Annotated in this window: 22 protein-coding genes; 10 read left to right on the top strand and 12 right to left on the bottom strand. The window is 72.3% G+C overall.

Annotated elements, in window-relative coordinates:
* Window positions 1-63: 63 nt before the first annotated feature.
* Both C2142_RS33060 and C2142_RS33055 read left to right on the top strand, forming a co-directional pair.
* Window positions 64-255, top strand: a complete 192-nt coding sequence (locus C2142_RS33060; protein ID WP_148646480.1) for a hypothetical protein — start codon at window positions 64-66, stop codon at window positions 253-255.
* Window positions 256-469: 214 nt separating this feature from the next.
* Window positions 470-2,632, top strand: a complete 2,163-nt coding sequence (locus tag C2142_RS33055; RefSeq protein ID WP_148646479.1) for a protein kinase — start codon at window positions 470-472, stop codon at window positions 2,630-2,632.
* A 666-nt stretch (window positions 2,633-3,298) separates the two neighbouring features.
* Here C2142_RS33055 and C2142_RS33050 read toward each other — a convergent pair.
* The gene (locus tag C2142_RS33050; RefSeq protein ID WP_148646478.1) at window positions 3,299-3,721 is read right to left on the bottom strand and encodes a heme-binding protein; all 423 of its coding nucleotides are present in this window, start codon (window positions 3,719-3,721) and stop codon (window positions 3,299-3,301) included.
* A gap of 43 nt (window positions 3,722-3,764) precedes the next feature.
* Window positions 3,765-4,973 (bottom strand): MFS transporter, encoded by a 1,209-nt coding sequence (locus C2142_RS33045; RefSeq protein WP_148646477.1) that lies wholly within the window; start codon window positions 4,971-4,973, stop codon window positions 3,765-3,767.
* Window positions 4,974-5,266: 293 nt separating this feature from the next.
* Here C2142_RS33045 and C2142_RS33040 point away from each other — a divergent pair, with 293 nt between their 5' ends.
* A complete protein-coding gene (locus tag C2142_RS33040) occupies window positions 5,267-5,740 on the top strand; it encodes a MarR family transcriptional regulator (protein ID WP_148646476.1) in 474 nt (157 codons plus the stop codon).
* A 258-nt stretch (window positions 5,741-5,998) separates the two neighbouring features.
* On the opposite strand, the gene C2142_RS33035 is transcribed toward C2142_RS33040, so the two are convergent.
* Window positions 5,999-6,943 (bottom strand): TIGR01777 family oxidoreductase, encoded by a 945-nt coding sequence (locus tag C2142_RS33035; RefSeq protein WP_148646475.1) that lies wholly within the window; start codon window positions 6,941-6,943, stop codon window positions 5,999-6,001.
* A gap of 228 nt (window positions 6,944-7,171) precedes the next feature.
* Here C2142_RS33035 and C2142_RS33030 point away from each other — a divergent pair, with 228 nt between their 5' ends.
* A complete protein-coding gene (locus C2142_RS33030; RefSeq protein WP_148646474.1) occupies window positions 7,172-7,990 on the top strand; it encodes a hypothetical protein in 819 nt (272 codons plus the stop codon).
* A 314-nt stretch (window positions 7,991-8,304) separates the two neighbouring features.
* Here the strand turns inward: C2142_RS33030 and C2142_RS33025 are convergent, their stop codons facing one another.
* The 3 genes from C2142_RS33025 to C2142_RS33015 all read right to left on the bottom strand — a co-directional run bounded on the left by C2142_RS33025 (window position 8,305) and on the right by C2142_RS33015 (window position 12,119).
* On the bottom strand, window positions 8,305-9,591 hold the full coding sequence (locus tag C2142_RS33025) for an MFS transporter (protein ID WP_148646473.1): 1,287 nt from the start codon (window positions 9,589-9,591) through the stop codon (window positions 8,305-8,307).
* Window positions 9,588-10,127 carry a transcriptional regulator gene (locus tag C2142_RS33020; protein ID WP_148646472.1) on the bottom strand — a complete coding sequence of 180 codons (540 nt, stop codon included), beginning with the start codon at window positions 10,125-10,127 and terminating at the stop codon, window positions 9,588-9,590. Before C2142_RS33020 ends, C2142_RS33025 begins: the two co-directional genes overlap by 4 nt.
* A gap of 474 nt (window positions 10,128-10,601) precedes the next feature.
* Entirely contained in the window at window positions 10,602-12,119 is a 1,518-nt protein-coding gene (locus C2142_RS33015) for an FAD-dependent monooxygenase (RefSeq protein ID WP_148646471.1), read from the bottom strand.
* A gap of 369 nt (window positions 12,120-12,488) precedes the next feature.
* Between C2142_RS33015 and asnB the strand changes: the two genes are divergently transcribed.
* Together asnB and C2142_RS33005 are read left to right on the top strand one after the other, a co-directional pair.
* Complete coding sequence (asnB, locus tag C2142_RS33010; protein WP_148646470.1) at window positions 12,489-14,321, top strand: asparagine synthase (glutamine-hydrolyzing); 1,833 nt, start codon at window positions 12,489-12,491, stop codon at window positions 14,319-14,321.
* Window positions 14,322-14,865: 544 nt separating this feature from the next.
* Window positions 14,866-15,531 (top strand): YoaK family protein, encoded by a 666-nt coding sequence (locus tag C2142_RS33005; RefSeq protein WP_148646695.1) that lies wholly within the window; start codon window positions 14,866-14,868, stop codon window positions 15,529-15,531.
* A gap of 56 nt (window positions 15,532-15,587) precedes the next feature.
* Here C2142_RS33005 and C2142_RS33000 read toward each other — a convergent pair whose 3' ends face one another.
* Both C2142_RS33000 and C2142_RS32995 read right to left on the bottom strand, forming a co-directional pair.
* Complete coding sequence (locus C2142_RS33000) at window positions 15,588-16,292, bottom strand: GNAT family N-acetyltransferase (RefSeq protein WP_148646469.1); 705 nt, start codon at window positions 16,290-16,292, stop codon at window positions 15,588-15,590.
* An 11-nt stretch (window positions 16,293-16,303) separates the two neighbouring features.
* Window positions 16,304-16,984, bottom strand: coding sequence for a hypothetical protein (locus C2142_RS32995; protein ID WP_148646468.1), 681 nt, complete (start codon window positions 16,982-16,984; stop codon window positions 16,304-16,306).
* 524 nt (window positions 16,985-17,508) lie between these two features.
* On the opposite strand from C2142_RS32995, the gene C2142_RS32990 reads away from it, so the two are divergent.
* The 3 genes from C2142_RS32990 to C2142_RS32980 are packed head-to-tail and all read left to right on the top strand — an operon-like array spanning window position 17,509 to window position 20,965.
* Entirely contained in the window at window positions 17,509-18,033 is a 525-nt protein-coding gene (locus tag C2142_RS32990) for a PadR family transcriptional regulator (protein ID WP_148646467.1), read from the top strand.
* Entirely contained in the window at window positions 18,030-18,740 is a 711-nt protein-coding gene (locus C2142_RS32985) for an ABC transporter ATP-binding protein (RefSeq protein WP_148646466.1), read from the top strand. Before C2142_RS32990 ends, C2142_RS32985 begins: the two co-directional genes overlap by 4 nt.
* Window positions 18,737-20,965, top strand: a complete 2,229-nt coding sequence (locus C2142_RS32980; RefSeq protein WP_148646465.1) for an FtsX-like permease family protein — start codon at window positions 18,737-18,739, stop codon at window positions 20,963-20,965. The genes C2142_RS32985 and C2142_RS32980 overlap by 4 nt, the downstream gene beginning before the upstream one ends.
* 97 nt (window positions 20,966-21,062) lie before the next feature.
* On the opposite strand, the gene C2142_RS32975 is transcribed toward C2142_RS32980, so the two are convergent.
* Together C2142_RS32975 and C2142_RS32970 are read right to left on the bottom strand one after the other, a co-directional pair.
* A complete protein-coding gene (locus tag C2142_RS32975) occupies window positions 21,063-21,536 on the bottom strand; it encodes an NUDIX domain-containing protein (protein ID WP_148646464.1) in 474 nt (157 codons plus the stop codon).
* Window positions 21,537-21,557: 21 nt separating this feature from the next.
* Window positions 21,558-23,054 (bottom strand): SDR family NAD(P)-dependent oxidoreductase, encoded by a 1,497-nt coding sequence (locus tag C2142_RS32970; RefSeq protein WP_241002920.1) that lies wholly within the window; start codon window positions 23,052-23,054, stop codon window positions 21,558-21,560.
* Window positions 23,055-23,348: 294 nt separating this feature from the next.
* Here C2142_RS32970 and C2142_RS32965 point away from each other — a divergent pair, with 294 nt between their 5' ends.
* Window positions 23,349-24,788: a GuaB1 family IMP dehydrogenase-related protein gene (locus C2142_RS32965; RefSeq protein ID WP_148646462.1), complete on the top strand. Its 1,440-nt coding sequence runs from the start codon at window positions 23,349-23,351 to the stop codon at window positions 24,786-24,788.
* 6 nt (window positions 24,789-24,794) lie between these two features.
* On the opposite strand, the gene C2142_RS32960 is transcribed toward C2142_RS32965, so the two are convergent.
* Window positions 24,795-25,637 (bottom strand): DUF5995 family protein, encoded by an 843-nt coding sequence (locus tag C2142_RS32960; protein WP_346766405.1) that lies wholly within the window; start codon window positions 25,635-25,637, stop codon window positions 24,795-24,797.
* Between the two features lie 94 nt (window positions 25,638-25,731).
* Window positions 25,732-26,124, bottom strand: coding sequence for a DUF3224 domain-containing protein (locus C2142_RS32955; protein WP_148646461.1), 393 nt, complete (start codon window positions 26,122-26,124; stop codon window positions 25,732-25,734).
* Window positions 26,125-26,276 lie beyond the last annotated feature (152 nt).

The raw sequence follows: 26,276 nt of genomic DNA, 5'->3' as shown, positions 1-26,276 counted from the left end.
GAGGGCGAATCCCGCAGATTGATCACGACCCGATACTCGCCCTAGGAGCGCGAGAGTTGAGTGGTGGCCGACTATCAATGCCGGTCCTGCTCCTACGAGAGCAACGATCTCGGTGAGCTTCGACAGCACTCGCACCGGACGGGGCACGTCGGCATCCCCGAGACGGACGGCGTCGAGATCCCTGAGGTCGCTGAGGCTGTGGAAGAGGCCGGGCCGACCGAAGGCAAGTCCGGCAAGGCAGGGGCGCGCGCGTGAGGACCGCCTCGACGTGCGGCCACGCCTCCCGGTTCTGGGCCTGCTCGGCCCTCCGTTGTCGGATCGCCCCCGCGGACCTCGACATGGGGGTTGCTTCCGGCGGATAGTCGGGCGGGCAGAGCGCCTGAAAGCGATCCTCTGTTACAACTGCCTTTGTTCTTGGGAGGATTCAAAGAGACGGAGGCGCAGCGCCGGCGTTTGACGAGGGGGACGAATGGAACAGCTTCTCGCGCATGACCCACAAGGTTTGGGGCCTTACACGCTGCTCGGCCGACTGGGCGAGGGTGGGATGGGCGTGGTGTATCTGGGTCGCACCCCCGGTGGTCGAGCCGTGGCCATCAAGACGATCCGCCGCGACCTGGCCGGCGTCCCCGGCTTCCTTGAGCGATTCGCGCGGGAGGTTCGTGCCGCTCGAAGGGTCAGTGGCACGGGAACGGTCCCAGTGATCGACTCCGATACCGGCGGGCCTATTCCGTGGCTTGCCACCGCCTATCTGCCGTCCCTGTCATTGGACGCGGCGGTGGCGGAGGCGGCGGTCTTACCGGAAGCCTCACTGTGGCGGCTGCTGGGCGGGCTGGCTGAGGCGCTTGCTCACGTGCACGAAAGCGGCTTGATCCATCGGGACCTCAAGCCGACGAATGTGCTGCTCACCCTGGATGGCCCCCGGCTCATCGACTTCGGGATCGCCCGCGCCGTGGACGGTACCGCGCTGACGACGGCCGGGGTTGTGATCGGGTCGGCGGGCTTCATGTCACCGGAGCAGGCAGAGGGCCGACCAGTAGGGCCGGAGAGCGACGTCTTCTCCCTTGGCGCGGTCATCGCGTACGCGGCGACCGGGCGCGGGCCCTTTGGCGATGGGTCCGGAGCTGAACTGATCTACCGTGTCGTGCACCGTCACCCCGATCTACGAGGTCTTCCACCAGTTCTCCGGCAGAGTGTGACCGCCATGATGGCGAAGAACCCTGCCGAGCGGCCGCACGCGCTGGACCTGGTGCAGCAGACTCGTCGCCACCAAGGCGATAGCCAGGACTGGCTTCCTGGAGCGATTGCATGGGAGATCGCCCGGCGCGCCGCCGACCTACTGGCCTTCGACCTGGGTGACCGTGACATGCAGGGCCATCCTGCGACACAGATCGACGAGCCCATCTCGCAACCTGGACCAGCTTCCTCCGGGTCGGACACCGCGGTGCATACGGAGGCGGGGCCAGGATCGGCGGAGCGGCCCGCCACAGCGGAGGTGACGGAGGCCGCTAGGCCGACCCGCCGCAAGGTACTGATCGCTCTCTCGTGGGGTACGGGCATGGGCAGCATCTACTGGGCGCAGCGAAAGGTCAGGGAGGCCAACGATCCCACCCCCGACCTCAAGCATCCTTCCTGGGCCTACAAGCATAAGGATGCGATCACTTCGAACATGGAGCTCGATGGCGTCTCCGTCTATTTCGGGGACAGTGCGGGCTTCGTTGCCTCCGTGGGCTCCTCCTCAGGTTCCCCAAAGTTGAAATGGCGGACTCGGCTGGGTGAGGAAGCTGTTTCCCAGGTCCTGCGCGATTGGAAATCAAGCACCCTGATCGTCCGCGACAAGGCAGGGAGGATCGGTGCGCTAGATGACGATACCGGCGAATTGAAGTGGACGACGGCACGTGCCGGGGAGGCCGTCCTGGCTCCACAGCGACTGGACTACGAAAGGGTCGTCATTAGCTTTGGGTATCCCTTTCCGAGGCGCGTTGAAGTCCTTGACCTGAAGACCGGCGAGACCACTATGGCCAAGGATTTCGAAAGGAAACCTTACTCGCTGAGCAGTGACGGCTCCAGCATCACACTCGGGTCCCTCTCCGGCAGCTACCGCGTCATCAACGCCAAGGACGGTGGCGAACAAGGTATTCTGCGCGTACCTGTCGGAGCGGGCGGACTCATCGGGCGGGTCGACGACACCTGCTATGCCCATACGCTCACGGGAGTGGCGGCCACGACGGACCCTGCCTCGGCCCTCCCCAAGATCGAGTGGTCATTTACGGCGGACGGAGACGACGTTGAGGTCGACCATGGCGCCCCCCTCATTATGAACGGCGCCGTCCTCTTCCGGTACGGTGCAGCTGTCTATGCTGTTGACCGCAGGAGCGGTGCTCGGCGCTGGAAGTTTCGCGCCGGCGGCTTGATCATATCGTCCATCATATTCGGCGACGAGAACAGCGGCCTCATATTTTTCGCCTCTAGCGACCGAAAGATCCATGCTGTGAGTACGGAAAACGGCAGCAATCTATGGTCGTTCGAAGGCATGGGTGCCATCGGCAGCATGACTGCGGAAAGAGGCGTCGTGTACGTCACCTCCGGGTCTATCCTTTACGCGCTGGACCCGCGTGGCCCGCAGTGGACTTAAGGCGATAGCGAGCTTGCCGACTGCATAAGCGGTCGCACCGATTTCCCTGAAAGAGCATTTTGTCCTGGCCGAGGCGTTTGATATCTCTCGGGTCGGCGGGGTTGGAGGCCATGCAGATCCGCGTGTGAGGATCCGCTCGTGAAGTGCGATATGTGTGGACAGGCGATGTGGCGCCGGCAGCGTGGGGAGAGGAGCTCTGGTCCTGTTCCTGGTGTCATGCGGGTTGAGCTGGCGGAGCCGGTGTCGGAGAACGAGTACGTGAAGTCCGGCAGCGGCGCAGGGACGACGCTCAACAGCTATTGCGGGCGCTGAGTTTGGTGTTTGAGCGCCGCTCGTGGCTGGCTCAACGAGCAGACCGCGAGCGGCGTTGTTCCACCGACGGCAGGACGGCTGGCCTGCGCTTCTCACAGGGACGCCCCGGCTCCAGGACTGCGAGCCGGGGCGTTCTCCCGTGTGGTCGGGGCCGACCAGCTGGTTGCTCGTCGGCGCCGCTGCGGGCTCAGGTGCGGGCCTGGTGGCTTCAGTGGTGGCCGGGAGGAACACCGTCGCGTCGGCCGTCTCCAGCGTGGCCGCCCCGAGGCGGGTCGGGCCGTGCCTGCGATCGGGCGGTCCGTGCCTGCGACCGGACGTCTCCGCTGGTCGGCGAGGACCTCGCGCCGGTACGGGTCATCGGGCGAGTTGTTCGAGGGCCGCGGCGGCGAAGCCGTGGTCCTGCTCCGGGGCGCCGCCGCCGACGCCGATCGCGCCGATCAGGTGGCCGTCGCGGTGGACCGGGATGCCGCCGGCGATGAACAGGAGCGGCCGGTCGAGCGCGGTGGGCAGGGAGTGGAAGGGCCCGTCGGGCTTGACGAGGTCGACCAGGTCGGCGGTGGGGGAGTTGAGCTGCAGGGCCGTGTAGGCCTTGCGGGTGCTGGTCTCGCCGGAGATCAGCACGGCCCGGTCGTCCCGGCGGAAGGCGAGCAGGTGGCCGCCGGCGTCGAGGACGGTGGCGCTGACCGGGACCCCGGCCGTCCCGGCGGCGCCGTGGGCGGCCGCGACGAGGGTCTCGGCGTCGGCGGTGGTCAGCGGAGTGACTGCGGTGGTGCGCATGGTGGTGCTTCTCCTGGGGAGGGGTGATGAGGGGGGCGAGGGGTCAGCGGAGGGCGGGGGCGGGGGCAGGGGAGGTAGCGGCGGCGCCGGCCACGGCCTCCCGTGCGGGGCCGCGGCGCTCCAGAGTGGCGGACCAGAGGGCGAGGACGAGGGCCGCGGCGGCGAGTGCCGCGCCGACCCAGTTCGGGGCGGTGTAGCCGAGGCCGGCGGAGATGACCATGCCGCCGAGCCAGGCCGCGAGTGCGTTGCCGAGGTTGAACGCGCCGATGTTGACGGCCGAGGCCAGGGTGGGCGCGCCGTGCGCCTGGTCCAGCACCCGCTTCTGCAGCGGCGGGACGGTGGCGAAGCCGAGCGCCCCGACGAGCATGATGGTGACGGCGGCGAGGATCTTGTTGTGCGCCGTCAGGGTGAACAGCGCCAGGACGACGGCGAGTCCGCCGAGGGTGGCGTAGAGCAGCGGCATCAGCTTGCGGTCGGCGTAGCGGCCGCCGAGCAGGTTGCCGAGGAACATGCCGGTACCGAACAGCACCAGCAGCCAGGTGACCGCGCCGTCCGAGTAGCCGGCCACGTGGGTCATCATCGGGGCGATGTAGGTGATCGCGGCGAAGACACCGCCGAAGCCGAGCACGGTCATGGCCATCGCGAGCAGCACCTGCGGGTTGCGGAACGCGGTCAGCTCCCGGCGCAGGTGGGCGCCCTCCGTGCGCGGCATGGCGGGTACCAGCCTGGCGATGCCGAGCAGGCCGACCACGCCGAGCGCGGCGATGGCCCCGAAGGTGGTGCGCCAGCCGACGGCCTGGCCGATGAACGTGCCCAGCGGGACGCCGACGATGTTGGCGACGGTCAGCCCGGTGAACATGGTGGCGATGGCGCCGGCCTTCCTGTCCGGGGCGACCAGTTCGGCGGCGACCACCGAGCCGATGCCGAAGAACGCGCCGTGGGCGAGCGAGGCCACGATGCGCCCCGCGAGCATCGCGCCGAAGCTCGGCGCGAGGGCGGAGAGCAGGTTGCCGACGGTGAACAGGCCCATCAGCAGCATCAGCATCGTCTTGCGACTGATCCTGGTGCCGAGCATCGTCATCAGCGGCGCGCCGATGACGACGCCGACCGCGTAGCCGGTGACGAGCAGCCCTGCGGTGGGGATGGACACGCCGTAGTCGCCGGCGATCTCGGGCAGCAGGCCCATGACCACGAACTCGGTGGTGCCGATCCCGAAGGCCCCGATGGCCAGGGCGAGGAGCGCGAGAGGCATGAGCCTACCCTCCGTACGATTGCTAGTGCGCCTTACGTGCTCCGACAATAATTGCAAGCGCGGCATAAGTGCAAATGCGGGCAATCGTTTTACGTGCCTCCGTGCCTCCGTGCCTCCGCGTCTTGGCGTCCCGGCGTCTCGGCGTCTCGGCATCCCCGGGGCCCGCGGTGTCGCCCGTCGGCGCCCGGTCTCGCCAGGGGAAACGCTTGCACAAGCCTTATATGTGCTCAGGCTGATATTTCATCGCGTGGCTTATCCTGGACCCTGTCCCACCCGGAAGGAGACCGGATCCCATGACCGCCACCGACCCCGCGCTCACCGCCCTCGCCAACGGTTGGGCTGCCCTCTACGTCCTGTACGGCAGGATCGAGGCGCACGTCGAACGCGCCCTGCAGTCCGGGCACGACCTGAGCGTGCGCGAGTACTCGCTGCTCGACGTGCTCGGCCGCCAGCACGACGGCGAGGGCGGCCACCTGCAGATGAAGCAGGTCGCCGACGCGGTCGTCCTCAGCCAGAGTGCCACCACCCGCCTGGTCACCCGCCTGGAGGACCGCGGCCTGCTCTCCCGCTACCTGTGCCCCACCGACCGTCGCGGCATCTACACCAACGTCACCGAGGACGGGCTGAAGCTCCTCGGCGAAGCCCGGCCGACCAACGACACCGCCCTCCGCGAGGCGCTCGACGAGGCCGCGCGCAACCCCGAACTGGCCCCCCTCGTCACGGCGGTCGAGGCGATGAACCCGCCGGCGGCGCTCCGGCGGCCCTGAGCGGTTCGGCGGCTCCGCTCCGTAGTCGTGTCTGCGGTGTCGGCGAAGGGTTCTCGGGCCGGTTTCCGATGGACAACGGCTGGAGCGAGGACCTGGGAGCGGCGACCGAGGTGACGTACAGAAACGGTGAGTTGACGTTGCACTTCCCGGCCTACGCCGGGTTCGAAGAGGTGGAAGGCGCCGGTCTCAGGTGAGGTGCACCCGACGGAAGTGATCGCCTGAGCGATACGCGTCACGGAACCGGGACCCCCGACGGGGTCAGGCCCGCTGCCGAAGCCGCCGGGCGAGGTCGACGGCCGCCGCCGGCCAGTGGGGGTGTTCGAAGCCGAACCCCGCGTCCCGGAGTCGGCCGGGTGTCACCGAGCGGCTCTTGAGCAGCAGTTCGGTGTCGGAGCGGAGGGCGAACGCGCCGAGCTCGGCCATCCGGCGGGTGGCGGGCAGGCCGACCGGGATGCCCCAGGCCCTCCGGATCGCCTGCATGAACGCGCGCTGCGGCACAGGGTGCGGGGCGGCGAGATTGACCGGGCCGGCCAGGTCGTCACGGTCGAGCAGGAAGCGGACGGCGCGCACGAGGTCCCGGTCGTGGATCCAGGACATGTACTGGGCGCCGCCGTCGATCGGACCGCCGAGCCCGCACCGCGCCAGCCGCAGCATCAGGTCGAAGGCGCCGCCGCGGTCGGGGCTCATCACCATGGCGGTGCGCAGCGCGACCCGCCGGGTGTCCGGGGTGGGGGCGTCCTGCTGGGTGCGCTCCCAGGCCTTCGCGATGTCGGTGCTGCGGTCCCAGTACCGGGGGACGTCGGGCTCGCCTCCGCCGAGGACACCGGTCGCCTCGTCGTGCGGGGTGCCGTAGTGGTGCGCGTAGATGGTGGCGGTGCTCATCTGGAGCCAGACCCGCGGCGGGCGCGCGGCGGCGGCGACGGCCTCGCCGACGACCCGGGTGGAGTCCACCCGGGAGGCCAGCATCTCGTGCTGGTTGGCAGGCGTGTAGCGGCAGTTGACACTGCGCCCGGCGAGGTTGATCACGGCGTCGCTGCCATCGACGGCCTCGGCCCAGCGGCCGAGGGTGCGGCCGTCCCAGGAGAGCTCGCGGTCGCGCCGCGGCCGCCGGGTGAGGACCAGCACGTCGTGGCCCTCGGCGGTCAGGGCGCGGTCCAGGACGCGGCCGATCTGCCCGGTTCCCCCCGGTATGACGATTCTCATGGGAGTCCCCCTCCGTAGTGTTGTTCTTAGCTTAATACAAAAATGAACGCGTTCAAAAGCCCTGGTGATCCGCCTGCGGGACGGTGGCCGTTTTGCATGCCGCGGCAGGTTCGCACTAGGTTTCGACGCCGTCGGCGCGGGTGGCCGCAGGGGAGCTGACCACCGGTCATGTGACCGGCGGCCCGGCCGCGTCGACCGCACCATCACATCGGGGGAAGGAAAAGTCAGTTGCGCACCAACGGACCCAGCGTGGCCGCCAGGACGGCGGTCACCGCCGCGGCACTCCTCGGCCTCGGCGTGCTGAACGCCTGCGGGCCGGACAACAGCGGGGCGCAGAACGCCGCTCCGAGCACCGCCGCCACCGCCGCCGGAACCGCCGCATCGGGCGGGGCGGCACAGCCGTCGACCGCCGCCGCCAAGCCGTCCTCGGCCGGCCCCGCCGTCTCCAAGGACATCCCGGCCGGCGCCTGGATCAACCCGCGCGCCATCCCGCTCGACGCCACCTACAAGTGGCCGGCCCCGGCGGCCGGTGCCAAGGGCGTGAGCGGCAAGCCGACCTTCAAGCTCCAGGAGCTGTGCCACTCCAAGCTCTCCCAGGACCACGAGAGCCTCGGCGCCGGCCGGGCCGCCGCGCAGTCCGTGATCGGTGCCGGCGGGGCCGACCAGTGGCAGGCCCAGCAGACCCTGCTCTACCAGGGCGACCCGCGCCCGAGCAGCGGCATCGCGCAGACCGCCTACCTGGTCCTCGGCGACCTTGAGGACGAGGTCAAGAACTGCGCCAAGACCGTCCCCGGCGCCACCGTCAAGGTGACCAGCCCCGGGGACGCGATGTACTTCGCCGCCACGGTGACCGTCCCGCAGGCCGGCGGCACCACCGTCACCCTGCACGAGTACCTGACCGCCCCGGACGGCACGGTCAACGAGCTGTCGCTCTGGACGGCCGCCAAGACCGGCGCCCAGCCCAAGGTCGCGTGGGCCGGCCCGGCCGACGCCGACGTGACGAAGGCGATGGACGCGGCGCTCTGCGACACCCTCAAGGACTGCTGAGCCCCGGCAACGGCTGACTGACGGGGGCTGACTGACGGCAGCCGGCTGGCAGTGGCCGGGTGACGGCAGCGGCCGGGCAACGGCGGGTGGCAGGCGCGGGATGCGCCCGCCGCCCGCCGTTCCGTTCTCCGCCCGCCGTTCTCCGCCCGCCGTTCTCCGCGTGCCGCGTTCCGCGCGGCCCCCCAGCTCCGGAAGCCCGGCCGGGGACCTCGGCGCGGTGGGCGAGCCGGAGTCTCCGACCTGGCCGACGCTCCGGGGCCGGGGCGAGGAACGCCGAGCCGGGCTCGGCACCGGCTCAACGACCTCGCGGAGCCCTAAACGGCACCCTGCTGAACGAGATCCCGGGATTCCGACTGATCCGGACCACCGGCGGGGGCGGCGGCACGCAGCGCCGCCTCGACCCGGCGGTTGGTGGTCATGGTCGACGTGACCGCGGTCATGGTGAGGAGGAGGCCGGCGGCGGTGTAGAGCGGGGTGCGCACGTCGAAGGTGGTGGCAAGCCAGCCGCCGAGGAAGGCGCCGAACGGGGCGCCGCACATGGCGAGCATGCGGGAGGTGGAGGCGACCCGGCCCATCAGGTGGGCGGGGACGATCGTCTGTCGGAGGGAGGGGCCGAGCACCATCGTGGCGCCCATGCCCGCTCCGCAGACGGCGAGGGAGAGGCCGGCGACGTACGGGTTCGGGGCGGCGGCAAGGCTCAGGATGGCGAGGCCCTCGACTGCGGCCGTGCAGGTGAGCGCGGCGCCGGTGCCGAGGCGTCGGCCGAGGAAGGAGGCGATGCCCGCGCCGAGCAGACCGCCGGTGGCCTCCGCCGTGAGGAGCAGGCCGAAGCCGAAGGTGCCGATGTCGAGGCGGTCGTGCGCGAAGAGGGCGAGTACGGTCTCCACGGCGAGGAAGGCGATGTTCCCGACCGCCGGACGCAGCGCGAGCCCGAGCAGCAACGGATCCCGGAAGACGTACGCGGCGCCGGCCCGCGCCTGCCGCAGCAGCGACTCACGGGCCTGCGGTACGGGCCGGGGTGTGGCAGGCAGCGACCGTACGAGCAGTGCGGAGAGCGCGAACGACACCGCGTCGGCGAGCAGCGGAACCGCCCGCCCGAGCGCGAGCAGGGCACTGCCCGCAGGCGGCCCCGCGAAGCCGGACGCGGCGGTCTGGGTGCCGCGCAGGCGGGAGTTGGCGCGCTCCAGGAGTGCGGGGTCGCGGCCGAGCAGATCCGGCAGATAGGCCGTCGCGGCCGTGTCGAAGAAGAGTCCGCCGAGGCCGAGCAGGAAGGCGACGGCCGCGAGCAGTGGAATGCTCAGCACGTCGAGCGCGGCCGCTGCCGCCGGTATCGCGAGCAGCGCCGCACGCGCCGCGTCCGTGATCCACATCGTGCGCCGGCGGTCCCAGCGGTCCACCAGCGCACCGCCGAGCACCCCGAAGAGCAGCCACGGCAGCGTCCCGGCGGCCGTGACGACGGCGAGCGCCATCGGATCCCGCGTCAACGTCAACGCGACCAGCGGCAGCGCGGCATGCGACACCCCGTCACCGAGCGAGGACACCGTCTGCGCAGTCCACAGCCGCCCGAACCCGGCCGGCAACTTCCGAACGTCCGAGGTCACTTGGCGTCCCCTCCGGCCTGCACGCGCGATGCCGGGTGGAACAGTGCGAAGACGAGTGACGCGTCCGGCAGCGACGGATCGGACAGCTCCCGGTACTCGTCCGCCAGTGTCTGCAGCCGCGCCCCCAGCTCCGCGAACTGCTCATCGGTGAGCCGCAGATGCGCCATCCGCACGTGCCGCTCGCCATCCGCCGGCGCCGCCTCGAGGTCCGCCACCGCATGCCGCATCAGCACGTCCGGGCCTCCCTCGCCCGGATCCGGCAGCTCGATCGACCGCGCGGCCATGGCGTAGTACCGCTCGGTGACCCCGCGGACCTTCCGCGTCCGCACCACCTTCACCAGGCCGGCCCGTTCGAGCAGCCGTACGTGGTAGCTGGAACTCCCCTTCGCAAGGCCCACTCGCTCGGCGATCTGCGTGATCGTCGCGGGCTCGAAGCGGAGCACGGCCATGATCCGGTGGCGCGTGAGATTGGAGACGGCGCGTAGCTGCTCGTCGGTGGTGACGTGGAACGTCTCGGGAAGATCGTCGGTAGGCATGCCCCTAATGGTCAACACTTCTTGACCATTAGTCAAGGGGGTTCTGTTCGGGCTTCCGGACCTGCCCGCGACCTGCTGCCCGACCAGGGCCTCTCGCTCGCCTCGGCCGCCTTGATTACCTCGAACGCCTCGATCACATCGTTCGCTTCGATCGCCGGGCTGCTCGGCGTCTCCCCGGGCACCCTTTGCCACCACATCCCGAGGCGGCGTTCGGGGCGGGTTCGGGGTCGTCGGTGCGATGGGCGAAGGCCGCGGTCTCCAGGGCGAAGTGGGCTACGGCGTCGCGCTGGTGGTCGTCGCGCCGGTTGCCGGTTGCCGGTGGCCTCGGCCATGGCATCGAGCTCGACGGCCTCGCCGCGCGGACGCCGTCACCCCTGCGGCCCACCGCAGGGCCGGAGGGGTGACCGCGCGAGCACGGCCCGACGTCCGGGCCCGGGGAAGCGGACGTTCCCGGGGCGCCGGCCGACGCCCGCTTCAGCTTTCGGGATCGCCGAACCAGCGGCCTGCGGCCCGCTCGAACGCTTCACGATCAGGTGCGCGATCGCCTGCCCAGGCGACCACGCCGTCAGGCCGGACCAGCACGGCACCCAGTCCGAGGTCGTCCTTCGCCGGACCGGCCACGTAGCGCATCCGGCTCTCCCAGCCCCTCGCCGAACCGTGCAGGCACCGGTCGGCGCTGAAGTCGAGCGTGACGCCCCGTCCGTCCCGCATCAGGTCGCCGAGACGGGTGCCGTCCTCCAGGCGAAGGTCCGGGGCGCCGCGGCCGACCAGCGGGTGCTCGCTGCCGAGGTCGTAACGGACGGACGATCCCGACATCCTCTCGAACACGTAGGTCGCTCCGTCACGGGTGTCGATCAGTTCGCGAATCAACCCCTGGACGGCCCGGCCGTGCGGGTCCGGCCGCATGGCCGCCACCTGTGCGCGCGACCAGTCGAGCACCGCTGACCCCACCGGATGGCGCTCGCGGCTGTAGGTGTCCAGAAGTCCGTCCGGCGCGTGTCCGTGCACGGCCGCCGCCAGCTTCCAGCCCAGGTTCAGGGCATCGCCGATACCGGCGTTGAGACCCTGCCCGCCCAGGGGCGAGTGGATGTGAGCGGCGTCGCCCGCGAGCAGGACGCGTCCCCGCCGGTAAGTCGTCGTCTGCATCGCCCGATCGGTGAAGCTCGACGCGAGACGGACCTCGCTCAGCGTCACGTCGGTGCCGGACACCCGGCGCAGAACCGTCTGGAGATGGTCGCGCGTCGGCTGCTGCGAGCGATCGAACGCGCCGCCGTCGAAGTCCATCATGCCGATGTACCCTGCCGCGGGCTGGAGGTACATGCCCGTCGGCGTCAGATTGAACCCAGGGCTCAGCTTCTCGGGGTCGGCGACGGTGGCGAACATGGTGTAGCCGGTGAACAGCGGCTCGGTCCCGACGAAGTCGAAGCCCGCGAGCCCGCGTACGGTACTGCGCCCGCCGTCGCAGCCGACCAGCCAGCGCGCCGTGTACGCGTGTTCGCCCGCCTGCACGATCACGCTCTCGTCGTTGTGCGCGATGGACGAAGCCGTGACGCCGCGCCTGACTTCCACGCCCAGCTCGGACGCTCGCTCGGCCAGCACCGCCTCGATGGCTTCGACGTGAGTCGGCATGCCCTCCGGTGCCGGGCCGGGTAGCCGGTACGGCGGGGCCGCGGAGTCGATCTTGGCCGGATCGATCATGATGCCGGCGAAGTGGCCACCACGACGAGGGACTGACGGCTCGTCCGGTCCCGGGTGCGCGCCGGGCTCATCGTGGACGCCCGATGCCTTCAGCAACTGGTGCAGCATCCCGCGGCGGTAGAACGCCTGGACCGAGGTGGAGGACAGGCCCCGGATGCCGAGCGGCAGCGCCTTGAACGGCGAGAGGGGCCCCGGCTCCCGCTCGAGCACCAGGACCGAGCAGCCCGCGAGGCCGAGCTCGCAGGCGAGGAACAGCCCCACCGGGCCGGCGCCCACGATCACTACGTCATGCACAAGAGATCCCCTTCCCTGAACCCACGGCCGGATCGGCACCCGGCAGGACCTCTCGAAGGTCCCAGAGCCCACCTGCATCGGACCGGCACATCACCGACAGGCCGCTGACACCGGACCGGCAACCCCGGCACACCGTCGGCCGTAGCGGCTCCGCCGCTCCGATGCCCCTGTTTCACGGCGCGGGCCCCGGGGCGCCGTCCGGCTGCGCCACCGCGTGGCCGGAAACGTGTCCGGATCGAGGGGAACCCCGGGCCCGCGCCGCACGACTGGTGGACCGGGCGCCGACGGGCGGCCGTGCCGGGCCGGAAGCCCGGGCGGACCGCCCCGCCCGCCCGGTCCGAGTCTGCCCGCCCCAAGGAGTGCACGCGCATGTGCGGAATCACCGGCTGGGCGTCCTTCCACCAGGACGTCCGCCACAGCGCCCCCGTCATCGAGGCGATGACCGCCACCATGGCCCTGCGCGGGCCCGACGCGGGCGGGGTCTGGCTCGGCACCCACGCCGCGCTCGGCCACCGCCGCCTCGCCGTGATCGACATCGAGGGCGGCGCGCAGCCGATGGCCGACCGCCGCGACCGCCCGGGCGTCGTGCTGACCTACAGCGGCGAGGTCTACAACCACCACCAGCTGCGCGCCGAACTCCAGGCCCGGGGGCACCGGTTCGAGACCCGCAGCGACACCGAGGTGGTGCTCCGTGCCTACCTGCAGTGGGGCGACGCCCTCGTCGACCGGCTGGAGGGCATGTACGCCTTCGCCATCTGGGACGAGCGGGCCGAGCGGCTGCTGCTGGTCCGCGACCGGCTCGGCGTCAAGCCGCTGTTCTGGGCCGCCGTCGACGGCGGCCTCGCCTTCGGCTCCGAGCCCAAGGCACTCTTCGCCCACCCGGAGATCACCCCGACCGTCGACGCCGACGGCCTGCGCGAGGCCTACAGCCTGCTCTTCAACACCGGCCCCACCGTCTGGGCCGGCGTCCGGGAGGTCCACCCCGGGGGTCTGCTCGTCCTCGACCGGGACGGCGTCCGCGAGCGCCGCTACTGGGAGCTGGAGGCCCGCCCGCACACCGACGACCTCGCCACCACCACCGAACGGGTCCGCTCGCTGGTCAACCGCGCCGCCCGCGCCCAGCTGGAGGCCGACGTCCCGCTCTGCAGCCTGCTCTCCGGCGGCCTGGACTCCACCGTCGTCACCGCACTGGTCGCCGACGAACTCCGGCTGACCGAGGGCCCGCAGGCCAGGCTGCGCTCGTACGCCGTCGACTACAGCGACCAGGCCGAGCAGTTCACCGGCGACGTGCTGCGCACCGGCCACGACACCCCGTACGCCGCGGAGGCCGGCGCCTTCATCGGCAGCGACCACTCCACCGTCGTCCTCGACCCGAAGGCCCTGCTCGACCTGGACCACCGCCGGGCCGTCGTCGTCTCCCGTGACTCGCCGATCGGCGTCGGGGACATGGACACCTCGCTCTACCTGCTGTTCGGCGAGATCCGCCGGCACTCCACGGTCGCCCTCTCCGGCGAGGCCGCGGACGAGGTGTTCGGCGGCTACCCGTGGTTCCACAAGCCCGGGGCGCTCGCCGCACGGACGTTCCCCTGGCTGCTCGTCACCGGCGACGAGGCGGCCATGCCGATCAACCCGGACCTCGCCGCCCACCTGCGCATCGGCGAGTTCCGCGACGACACCTACCGCGGCGCGCTCGCCGCTGTCCCGCACCTGGACGACGAGAGCCCCGCCGAGCACCGGCAGCGCGAAATGCAGCACCTCTCGATCACCCGCTGGCTGCGCCAGCTGCTGCACCGCAAGGACCGCCTCTCGATGGCCCAGGGCCTGGAGGTCCGCGTCCCCTACTGCGACCACCGGCTGGTCGAGTACGCCTTCAACACCCCCTGGGCGATGAAGAGCCACGACGGGCGGGAGAAGAGCCTGCTCCGCTCCACAGGCCAGGGCATCGCGCCCGACTCGGTGCTCTGGCGGCCGAAGAACCACTACCCGACCACCCACCACGCCGACTACAACAGCGGCCTCCAGCGGCTCGCCCTTGAGGCGCTCGACGTGCCGCACGTCCGTGACATCGTCGACGAGACGGTCGTCAAGGCGGGCCTCGGCACCCCGGCCGGCGAGCTGGAGTGGGGCCACCGGCTCCGTCTGGAGCGGGTCGTCGACCTCGCGCTCTGGCTCGACCACCACCACCCGGCACTCGCGATCTGACGGTTCGCCTGCGGCCCGCCGCGGGGTGGGGCGCCGTACCGGCTGCCGTGTCGTGTCGTGCAGTGTCGTGCTGCGCCACTGTCGTCCGCCGTCCCGACGCCATCTCGCCGCCGAAGCGCCGAGCCGCCGACCTGCCGAGCCGCCGCAAGGCTTTGCAAAGTGCACTTTGCAAAGCCTGAGGTGCGCCGGCACCCTGGTGCTGCCCATGACCCGCCCCGTCCTCTTCCGGTCCAACGCTTTGCAAAGTGCACTTTGCAAAGCGTTGGACTCCGCCCAGCCCCCTTCCCTCCTCACTCCTTCCCTCCTCGCCCCGCCCCCGTCCCGGACACGCTCCGGGACGGGGGCGCCGTCGTTTCCGGAGGCGCGGCGGCCGGGGTTCCGCACCAACCGGGGATTCGGCGTGACCGGGCGCCCGGGCGGGCGTAGAACGGACGGAGCGATCACCGGACCCCACCGGACCCCACCGAGCACCACCGGACCGGACGCCGCACGACCGGAGGAGACAGGCTTGAAGACCGACCCGCGCCATGGCCCGCTGGTCACGATGCTGCTGGTGCTCACCGTCGTCACCGGGCTGGTCGACGCGGTCAGCTACCTCGCGCTCGGTCACGTCTTCGTCGCCAACATGACCGGGAACGTCGTCTTCCTCGGCTTCGCGCTCGCGGGCGCGCCCGGTCTCTCCGCGACGGCCTCGCTCGCCGCGCTGGCGGCCTTCCTCCTCGGCGCGCTCGCCGGCGGCCGGCTCAGCGAACTCCTGCCGGGCCACCGGGGGCGGCTGCTGGTCGTCTCCACGGTCGTGCAGGCCGCGCTGCTGGCCGGCGGCACCGCCCTCGCCGCGCTGGCCGGCTACACCGCCGACCCGGTCCGCTACCCGTTGATCGGCCTGCTGGGCTTCGCGATGGGACTGCAGAACGCCGTCGTCCGCCACCTCAGGGTGCCGGACCTCACCACCACCGTCCTCACCATGACCATCACCGCCCTCGCCGCCGACCGCTCCGGCGCCCGCCGACTGGCCTCTGCCGTCTGGATGTTCGGCGGGGCCCTGCTCGGGGCCGTGCTCGTCCTCCACACCGACGTCCCGGCCGCGCTGGGCCTCGCCCTCACTCTCCTCGCCGCCGTCGCCGTCCTCACCGACCGCGCCTCCCGCCCCCGCCGGGGCCGCCACGGAGGGCCCGCCCCCGCCTGGACGGCTCCGGAGGGCGGGCCCTGACCGAAGGTCACCGTGCGGCCGGGGGAGGGGCGGTACGCGCGCGGCCGCCGCGGGCTTCAGGGCGCGTCGGTGGTCCGCTTCGACGGAGTCGTCCAGCCGGCGTCGACCCGCGCCCGCTCGGCCGCGATCAGCGGGCCGACCACGTCCTCGACCGTCCGGTGCGAGATCTCCGCGAACGCGCGCACCCAGTCGACGAGTTCGGCGGGCAGTTGGAGCGCGAGGCGGCGCGTCTCCGCCGCCCCGGCGGCCTCCGGGACGGCGAGGAAGGCGTCCGCCTCCATCCCGTACCACCGGGTCGTCCGCCCGAGCTGCGCCATGCCGAGGCGCCGGCAGACCGCCGCCGAGGGGGCGTTGCCGGGGCGGACGACGGCGTGGACGCGGGTGAGGCCGTCGGCGAACCCCTTGGCGAGGGCGGCGCGGGCCGCCTCGGTGGCGAAGCCCTGGCCCCAGGAGTCGGGGTGCAGGTGCCAGCCGACCTCGATCTCGCCGTCGCCGTCGGGCAGCGGTACCAGCAGGACGGAGCCGACGACGGTTCCGGTGTCCCGCCGTTCGAGCGCCCAGATGCCGTACCGGGGGTCGGCGGAGCGCTGCCGGAACCGCTCGATCAGGGCCGGGGCCTCGTCGGGCGAGGCCAGCGCCCTCGGCTTGGCGCCGAGCCAGCGCGCCACCTCCCAGCGGGAGTAGATGTCGTAGGCGCGCTGCTCGTCGCGAGGCTCCCAGAGCCGGGCGGTGAGCCTGTCGGTGGTGAAGGCGATGTGCACAGTGGTCTCCGTCAGTCGTCCTGAGGTCCGCCGGGGCTGCTGGTGGTGCGGCCGCTCCACCGGGGCTCGTGCCGGGCCCAGGACTCCTCCCAGGCCAGGTCGGCCCGCCGGTTGAGGACGCGCAGGCGCAGCGCGAGGGCGCCGACCAGCACCGTCGTGACGGTCAGGAACCCGGCGAGGCCGGCGCAGACCGCGTCGATGACGAGGCTGCTCCTGGTCGTGGGGGGAGTGGCGGGGGTGCCGGCCCGGTCGACCCAGAGGGTGATGGCGGAGCCGGCGACGGCGGTGTGGCGGACCTCGATCGTGCCGGTGCGCGGCTGTCCGTCGGGGGCGGTCCAGGCGGCCTCGGCGGGCAGCTGGTTCCGGTAACCGCCGGTGCGCCGGCCGCTGGTGGTGGCGGAGGGGTGGTCGACGCTCCGTATGACCGCGACGACCGGGTGGAGGCGCGCGCGGTCGGCGGCGGCGTCGCGCGCGGTGGCCCGGTAGCCGAGCAGCGCAGCGGTGACGGCGGCCGCGAGGGTGAGGAGAACGCCCAGCAGCGTGGCGGTCCGGGCGCGGCTGCGGGACCGGTCCAGCGGGCGGACGAGTGTCCGCACCGACGCGTCGCCGCGCGCGCCGAAGACCCGCCGCAGCTTTCGGCCGGCCCGCCGCGGCAGCGACGCGGGCCGGGGCCGGCGGGGTGTGCTGGACACGATGCGGGCTCCTCGGGGTTCGCCGGGTTCGCGGGGCGACGGTGCGGTGGCGCCCGGCCGGGGTCTCCCGCCGCAGCGCCCGTACTGCCGGGTTCCCATCTCACTCCGTCCCCCGTCCGTGCACAAGAGCCGTGCGCGCCCGCACCATCGGGGAGTTTCGGGCGAACCGGGACGTTCGGCCCTCGGCGGGGGAGGCCCCGGCGAGGCAGGCTGGAGGAGCCGCGTCCTCCATGGGCCGGGACGCGGCAGGTTCGGCCTGCTGTGGGGGCTTGCCGGGCCGTGGTGTGGAGCGGGGGGCGGCGTGGGGCCGCCTCCCGCTCACGCCTGCCCGGACGTCTCCTTCGAACGCCCCTCCCGGGCGCCTCTCCGCACGCCGTTCCCGGTTCTCTCCCGCAGGCCTTCCCGGCGCCCTTCCCGCGTCGCCCGGGCGCAGTTGCGACTGTGTCGCCCACCAGATCCGCAGGTCAGGGACGTATTCTCGCCAGCTATACACTCGGAGTATACGCCTGATGTATGGTCATCTCATGAGTGTTCCTTTGACCCTTCTCGGGCTGCTGGAGCGAGAGCCGAGCCATGGCTACGACCTCAAGCGCGACTACGACGCCTTCTTCGGGCGGGGCAAGCCCCTGCCGTACGGCCAGGTCTACGCCACGCTCGGCCGGCTGGCGCGGGACGGCAAGGTCGTGGCGGGCGAGGCCGAGCCCGGCGACGGGCCCGAGCGCAAGCGCTACGTGATCACCGAGGCCGGCGTGACGGAGTTCGAGCACTGGCTCACCGAGCCCGTCTCGCCCGAACCCAACCTGCAGACGGTGCTCTTCACCAAGGTCGTGCTGGCCCTGATGCTCGGCCGCGACGCCGAGGTCTACCTCAACACCCAGCGCGCCGCCCACATGCACCGGATGCGCGAGCTGACCGACCTGCGCCGCAAGGGCGCGCTGGTCGACGCCCTGCTCGCCGACCACGGGCTCTTCCACCTGGAGGCCGACTTGCGCTGGATCGACCTGACCACCGCCCGCCTGGACGCGCTCGCCGAGGCGGTGCGGCCATGACCCTGCTGATCGAGGCCCAGGACATCACCCTCGCCTTCGGTGAGACCCCCGCGCTGCGCGGCGCGAGCCTGTCCGTGAACGCCGGCGAGGTGCTCGCCATCATGGGCCCCAGCGGCTCCGGCAAGTCCACCCTGCTGCACTGCCTGGCCGGCATCCTCACCCCCGACTCGGGCGAGGTCCACTTCAACGGCCGGCGGATCGACACCATGGGCGAGGCCCAGCGCAGCGCCCTGCGCCGCGACAAGTTCGGCTTCGTCTTCCAGTTCGGGCAGCTCGTCCCGGAGTTGACGGCCGAGGAGAACGTCGCCCTGCCGCTGCTGCTGAGCGGCACCAGGCGGGCCGCCGCCCTGGCCGAGGCCAGGCCCTGGTTCGCCCGGCTCGGCCTGGACGGCATGGAGCGGCGCCGCTCCGGCGAGCTCTCGGGCGGTCAGGCGCAGCGCGTCGCGCTGGCCCGCGGCCTGGTGGCCCGGCCGCAGGTGCTGTTCGCCGACGAGCCGACGGGCGCGCTGGACTCGCTCACCGGCGAGCAGGTGATGGAGCTGATGGTGGGTGCCGCGCGCGAGCAGGGCACCACCGTCATCCTGGTCACCCACGAGCCGCGGGTCGCCGCCTACGCCGACCGCGAGGCGATCGTCCGGGACGGCAGGGCCACCTCGCTCCCGGCGGGCCCGGCGGCGGGCCGCGCGGCGGAACGGATCGCCTCGTGATCGCCTTCTCGCTCCGACTGGCCGTCAGCGGCGGCCGGGAGGCCGTTGCCCGGCTGGTCATCATCGCCGCCGCCGTGGCGATCGGCGTCGGCCTGCTGCTCTCCACGCTGGCGAGCATCAACGCCGTCGGCAAGGCCAACGAACGGGTCCTGTGGACCAACTCCGGTGCGGCGAGCCGTACCGAGACGGCGCCGGTGGACCCGCTCTGGTGGTGGGACCACAGCGACTTCTTCGACGGCAAGGAGATCTTCCGGCTCGACGTCGCCGCCACCGGGCCGACCGCGCCCGTCCCGCCGGGCCTCACCAAGCTGCCCGCACCCGGTGAGTACTACGCCTCGCCCGCGCTCGCCGAACTGCTGCGCAAGACCGCGGCCGTCGAACTGGGCGACCGCTTTCCCGGCCGGATGGCCGGAGTCCTCGGCGCCGAGGCGCTGCCCTCCCCGGACTCGCTCTTCCTGGTCGAGGGCCGCACCCCGGGGGAGATCGAGCACATGCCCGGGGCGAGCAAGGTCACCACCATCGCCACCGCTCTCCCGCCCTCCTGTGACAACGACTGCCCGGGGCTGGGCACGCGCGGCGACGCCATGACGCTGATCCTCTCCGTCGTGGCCGGCGCGCTGATCTTCCCGGTGGTCATCTTCATCGGTACCGCGACCCGGCTCTCCGCCGCCACCCGTGAGCAGCGCTACGCCGCGATGCGGCTGGTCGGCGCCACCCCGCGGCAGGTTTCGGTGATCTCGGCGGTGGAGTCCACCGTGGCCGCGGTCGCCGGCACGGTCGTCGGCTTCGGTCTCTTCCTGCTGCTGCGCCCGCTGGTGGCGACCATCCCGTTCACCGGGAACCGGTTCTTCGCCGAGGACCTGACGCTCACTCCGCTCCAGATGGCGGCCACGGCGCTGGGCGTCCCCGTGGCGGCGGCGGTCGCGGCCCGGCTGGCGCTGCGGCGGGTCACCATCTCCCCGCTGGGCGTCACCCGCCGGGTCACCCCGAAGCCGCCCGGTCACTGGCGGGTGGTCCCGCTGCTGGCCGGCCTGGCCGAGCTCGGTTACTTCGTCAACCGGCGCCCGGACACCACCAACGGGCAGACCGCGGCCTATCTGACCGGCTTTCTGGTGATCATGCTCGGCCTGGTGATCGCCGGACCCTGGATCACCATGGTGGCCGCCCGTGCCGTCGCGCTGCGCACCAGCCGCCCGGCCACGCTGATCGCCGTCCGGCGGCTCGCGGACGACCCGAAGGCGGGTTTCCGCTCGGTCGCGGGCCTGGTCCTCGCCCTGTTCGTCACCACCGCGACCGTCTGCATCATCGGCACCATCAACGACAGCCGGGGCACGCTCAGCGGCGACCCGCAGACCCGGGTCGCGGTCGGGCAGAGCGGCCGGATGGAGGATCCGCCGATGACGGACGCCGTGTCGGAGAAGCTGCTGGCGGACCTCCGGGCGGTGCCCGGCTTCCGCGGCCTCTCCCTGGGCCACGACAACCCGCAGGGGCTCGGCAGACTGCCGGGTGAGCGCCCCTGGTTCTCGCCGAGCCTGGTGCTCTGCTCCGACCTCGCCCAGGTCCCGGTGGTGGGCCGCTGCCCGGCCGGCGCGAGCGTCGCCGGCGTCCCGCCGTGGGCCTTCCTGGACCTGCGCTCCAACGCCAAGGCCGAGTGGCCGGCCGCGCCGGTCTCCGCGGAAGAGGCGGCCAGGCTGCCGGTGCGCAGCATCTACGTGACCACCGACGGCTCCACCGCCGCCATGGAGCAGACCCGGACGCTGCTCACCAAGGCCAACCCGGCGTACGCGTCCCGGACCGTGGGCGACTGGGGTTCCGCCCAGCAGAGGCAGCTCGCGGGCTGGCGCCAGCTGGCCAACGTGGTCCTGCTGACCACCCTGCCGATCGCCGGCTGCAGCCTCGCGGTGAGCGTGGTGGCGGGCCTGACCGACCGCAAGCGGCCGTTCGCGATGCTGCGGCTCACCGGTGCGCCGCTGCGCCTGCTGCAGCGGGTGATCGGGCTGGAGAGCGCGCTGCCGCTGCTGGCGGTGGCGGCGATCGCGACCGGGACGGGCTTCGCGGCCTCCGCGATGTTCCTCAAGTCGCAGATGCACTACGACCTGGTGTCGCCGGGCGCGGTGTACTTCGTCCTGGTGGCGCTCGGCCTGGCGGCCTCGCTCGGGATCATCGCCTCCACGCTCCCGTTGCTGAAGCGGATCACCGGCCCGGAGGCGGCCCGCAACGGCTGACCCGCCCGCAACGGCTGACCCGCCCGCGACGGCTGACCCGCCCGCGACGGTCGGCCTTCTCCGGAGGCGGCCCGCCACGGCGGAACCGCTCCGTGCCCTACCCCGTCACCCGGCTCCTGCCGGTGACGGGGTAGGCGTGCGTTCCGGGCCGGAGCACCGAGGGGGCGTTCGGCAGCCAGCTGCCCAGCACCAGCGCGGACGGGTAGAACATCGGCCCGGGCAGTGCGTCGAGCGGGAACCGCTCCCAGCCGGCGCACGCGTGCGGCTCGGTGACCTCGGCCGCGGCCAGGCTCGGCGGGGTGAGCACGGCCGCGGTCAGCCGGGGGCGGCCCAGCTCGTGGTCGAGCAGCACGGCCAGGACGCGCATCCGCTCGGCCGGCAGCACGATGCCGGTCTCCTCGGCCAGCTCCCGGGCGGCGGCCTGTTCGAAGGACTCGCCCGGGTCGTCCACCTTGCCGCCCGGCAGGCTCCAGGTCGGTGCCTCGCCGGCGGTGATCCGGCGGCCGAGCAGCACCCGGCCGTCCCCGGTGGGGACGATGACGCCGGCGCCGAGCAGCGGTGCGGTGGTCAACTCGGTTTCTCCTTGCGCGGGTTACCAGGCGGAGCGGTCGAAGTCCTTGAGGAAGCAGCCGTAGAGGTCCTCGCCCTGCTCGCCGCGGACAATCGGGTCGTACACCCGGGCCGCGCCGTCGACCAGGTCGAGCGGGGCGTGGAAGCCCTCGTCGGCGAGGCGCATCTTGTCCGGGTGCGGGCGCTCATCGGTGATCCAGCCGGTGTCGACGGCGGTCATCAGGATGCCGTCGGACTCGAACATCTCCTGCGCGCTGGTGCGGGTGAGCATGTTCAGCGCGGCCTTGGCCATGTTGGTGTGCGGGTGGCCGGCGCCCTTGTAGCCGCGCTGGAACACGCCCTCCATCGCGGAGACGTTGACCACGTACTTGCGGCGGGACGCCGAGGCGGCCATCGCCGGGCGGAGCTGGCTGATCAGGATGAACGGCGCGGTGGAGTTGCAGAGCTGGACCTCCAGCAGCTCCACCGGGCCGACCTCGTTGACGGTCTGCACCCAGCTGTTGGTGGGCGCGAGGTCGGGCACCAGGCCACCGGCGTCGATCGCGGTGCCGGCCTCGATCCGGGCGGGCGTCGCCGAGCCGGTGACCAGGGCGAGCGAGGTGACGTCCTCGGCGGACAGCCGCTCCTCGCCGCCGCCGGCCTGCGCGGGCAGGGCCGGCAGGTCGACGCTGCCGCTGCCGAAGCGGCCGATGGTGGTGGACTGCGGCAGCTCGCCGGCGGGCAGCGGCGCGTTCTCGGCGTTGACCAGCTCGCGGTAGGACTCCGGCGGGCGGCGCACGGTCTGCGCGGCGTTGTTGATCAGGATGTCCAGCGGGCCGTCCGCGGCGACCTCGTCGGCCAGCGCCATCACCTGGGCCGGGTCGCGCAGGTCGATCCCGATGATCTTGAGGCGGTGGATCCAGTCGGCGCTGTCCGGCATCGCGGTGAAGCGGCGGATCGCGTCGTTCGGGAAGCGGGTGGTGATGGTGGTGTGGGCGCCGTCGCGCAGCAGCATCAGCGCGATGTACATGCCGATCTTGGCCCGGCCGCCGGTGAGCAGCGCGCGCTTGCCGGTGAGGTCGGCGCGGGCGTCGCGGCGGGCGCGGTTCTTCACGGCGCAGGACTGGCAGAGGTTGTGGTAGAACGCGTCCACCTCGACGTACCGCTGCTTGCACGTGTAGCAGGAGCGGGGGCGCTCCAGGATGCCGGCGATCTCGGTGGTCGTGACCGTGGTCAGGCCGAAGGCGCCGGCCGTCTCGTCGTCGATCCGGGTCGGCGCACCGGTGGCGGTACGGGCGGTGACGGCACGGTCGTTGGCGGTCTTCCGGGCCCGGGTCTCCTGGCGGCGACGCTGCTTGAGCGTGCGGAATATGCCGCCGACCGCCTGGCGGACGGTGATCGCGTCCGGGTGGTCGACGTGCAGCCCGTCCAGCTCGGCGAGCACGTCGAGGCAGAGCCGCAGCCGCTCCGGGTCGAGGCCGGGACCGTAGTCGATCTCCTCCTCGATCCCCTCGGTGCCGTTGCCCTGCTGGATGTCCACGCCCGCCGTCATCGCCCGCTGCCGCTTTCCTGGATTGCCTCGCCGTTACCGCGTGAATGCTACGGGAGCGGCCCTGGCCGGGGCGAAAAGCCGGACGCTTGGAGGAAGCTCCAAGCCTTGGAGCCGTGCGGCGATCATGGTTTGTGCGGTGCCCCAGCAAACGTCCTCGAACTGGCTTTTGCCCCCACGGTGCCGGAGAATCGAATGTTGGGTGCGGGGCGCCCGAGTGCGCCCCGCGGCTTCGTCGCAACCGCACCCGAGGTGTAACTTCTCCCAGCCAGAGAGCCCTTTTTCATGCGCTTCCTGAACGACCTCAAGCCCTCGTACGACCTCACGTACGACGACGTCTTCATGGTCCCCAGCCGCTCCGCCGTGGGCTCCCGGCAGGGCGTCGACCTGTCCTCGAACGACGGCACCGGCACCACCATCCCGCTGGTCGTCGCCAACATGACCGCGATCGCCGGCCGCCGGATGGCCGAGACCGTCGCCCGCCGCGGCGGCCTGGTCGCCATCCCGCAGGACATCCCCACCGAGGTGATCGCCGACGTCATCGGGTGGGTGAAGCAGCGCCACCTGGTGCACGACACCGCCATCACCCTCGACCCCGGCGCCACCGTCGCCGAGGCGCTCTCGCTGCTGCCCAAGCGGGCGCACGGCGCGCTCGTCGTGGTCGAGGACGGCAAGCCGGTCGGCGTTGTCACCGACTCCGACTGCCAGGGCGTCGACCGCTTCACCAGCCTCGCCGACGTCATGTCGCGCGACCTGCTGCTGCTCGACGAGGGCATCGACCCGCGCGCGGCCTTCGACAAGCTGACCGAGGCGCACCGCAAGCTCGCCCCGGTCGTGGACGCCGAGGGCAGGCTGGTCGGCCTGCTGACCCGCAAGAACGCGCTGCGCGCCACCCTCTACACCCCGGCCGTGGACGCGCGGAACCAGCTGCGGATCGCCGCCACCGTCGGCATCAACGGCGACGTGGCCGGCAAGGCCAAGGCCCTGATCGAGGCCGGCGCCGACGTGCTGGTGGTCGACACCGCGCACGGCCACCAGGAGTCGATGATCAGCGCGCTGCGCGCGGTGCGCGGACTGGACCCGCAGATCCCGATCGTGGCCGGCAACGTGGTCTCCGCCGCCGGTGTCCGCGACCTGGTCGAGGCGGGCGCCGACATCCTCAAGGTCGGTGTCGGCCCCGGCGCCATGTGCACCACCCGGATGATGACCGGCGTCGGCCGCCCGCAGTTCTCCGCCGTCCTGGAGTGCGCCGCCGAGGCGCGCAGGCTCGGCAAGCACGTCTGGGCCGACGGCGGTGTCCGCCACCCGCGCGACGTCGCGATGGCGCTGGCCGCCGGTGCGTCCAACGTGATGATCGGCTCCTGGTTCGCCGGCACCTACGAGTCGCCCGGCGACCTCCAGACCACCGCCGACGGCCGCCAGTACAAGGAGAGCTTCGGCATGGCCTCGGCCCGCGCGGTGAGCAACCGCACGTCCCAGGACTCCTCGTACGACCGGGCCCGCAAGGCGCTGTTCGAGGAGGGCATCTCGCACTCCCGGATGTTCGTCGACCCGGCCCGCCCCGGCGTCGAGGACCTGATCGACTCGATCGTCGCCGGCGTGCGCAGCTCCTGCACCTACGCGGGCGCGTCCAGCCTGGAGGAGTTCCACGAGAAGGCCGTGGTCGGCATCCAGAGCGCGGCCGGCTACGCCGAGGGCAAGCCGCTGCACTCCAGCTGGGCCTGATCCCGCTCAGCGGACGGCCAGCCGGTTCCTCGCCCCGGGGAGCCGGCCGGCCGTTCCGCCGTGGGCGTCAAGGGTGCTGCGGGTGTCGTGGGCCTCGTGGGTCTGGCGGGCCTGGTGGCCGTGGTGGGCGTCGTGGCCCTCGCGGGTGTCATGGGTGCCGTCGGCGCCGTGGAAGCCGAGCGGGGTGAGCAGGGCACGGCCGAGCAGGCCGACCGCGACGTCCAGCGCGGCGGCGAGCGCCGCCGCCGCGTGCGGAACCTCGCGCAGCTCCCAGAGTGCGGCGACGCTCGCCCATGCCGCGTCACGGGCCGAGTCCACCGACCAGGCGCCCACCCGGTGCGTCAGCGGCTCGGCCCGCTCCAGCACGTCCGGCCCGGGCATCAGCTGCTCCCGGACGGCCGTCTCCACGGCGGCGAGCAGTCCGTTGATCCGGTGGTAGTCGGCGCAGAGGTCCTCGGGGGACCGGCCGAGCCGGCGGCAGGTGTCGATCACGGCGAGCGGCAGGTCGTGCTGGATGTGGGCGTTCATCCCGGCCAGCGCGAACTGCAACGGATGTACCCCGGAGTGCCCGCGCAGCTCGAACAGCGGCCGCCAGCAGGCCGGCGGCCGGCGCCCCGCCGCGACGGCGTCCACGGCCAGCAGGTACCGCCCGGCGAACACCGCGTCCAACTCGGCCATCGCGGCCGGGTCGGCGAAGTAAGGGCCCGCCAGGCGGCGGTGCACCGCCGCCGTCACCGTGAGGTACATGCGGTTGAACACCGCGACGCCGTCGCCGTCCGGGAGACCGGCGTCGATCTCCCGCAGTCGGCGGATCACCTCGTCCACCGCACGTGCCGTGCCCCGAGCCATCCATCACCCTCCGCGATCGATCGTGCGCTGATCGCATCATCGTGACAGTGCGGGGCCGACGCGGTGCCGACGCCGCGCGGACGGTCCGGCCGGCTCAGCCCAGCTCGTACTCCAGGACGTAGGTGTGACCGCCGTCGTCCACGGTCAGCTCGAACGTGCCGGTGATCCCCGCCAGCTCACCCGTGCCGGTGCCCGCCACCACCCGGATGGCCAGCCGCTCGCCCTGGCTGCCCGGCGCCGAGTGCTGGAGCACGAACGAGCCCTTCCGCCCGTCCAGCTCCCCGGTGAAGCGCTCCACCGCGACGTACGCCGCCGGGCCGCCCGCGCCGTCCAGCACGGAGAGCATCCGGACCACGCTGCTGCCCGTCAGGCCGCCCGTGAACTCCTTGGCCAGCCGCACCCGGCCGAGCGTCGCTCCGGGCTGCTCGTCGGTCTCCTCCGGCTCGAAGGCGGTCACCTCGAACGCCCCGCTCGTCTTGATCCCCATGCCACCGTTCCCCTCGACGACCCCTGCGGACGGCACCCCGCCGACCGCGCTCACACCCTTGCACACGCCACCGACACTGATGGTGCTAACCGGGTCCCCGGTGGTCGTGGCTCTGCCACTGACTGGCGGATGCGGTGCTCGGGCAGGGCTCG

It is taken from the genome of Streptomyces sp. CB01881 (assembly GCF_002953255.1).
GTDB lineage: Bacteria > Actinomycetota > Actinomycetes > Streptomycetales > Streptomycetaceae > Kitasatospora.
Note: the sequence above shows the minus strand (reverse complement) of the source record. Positions and strands in the feature narration are given on the sequence as shown.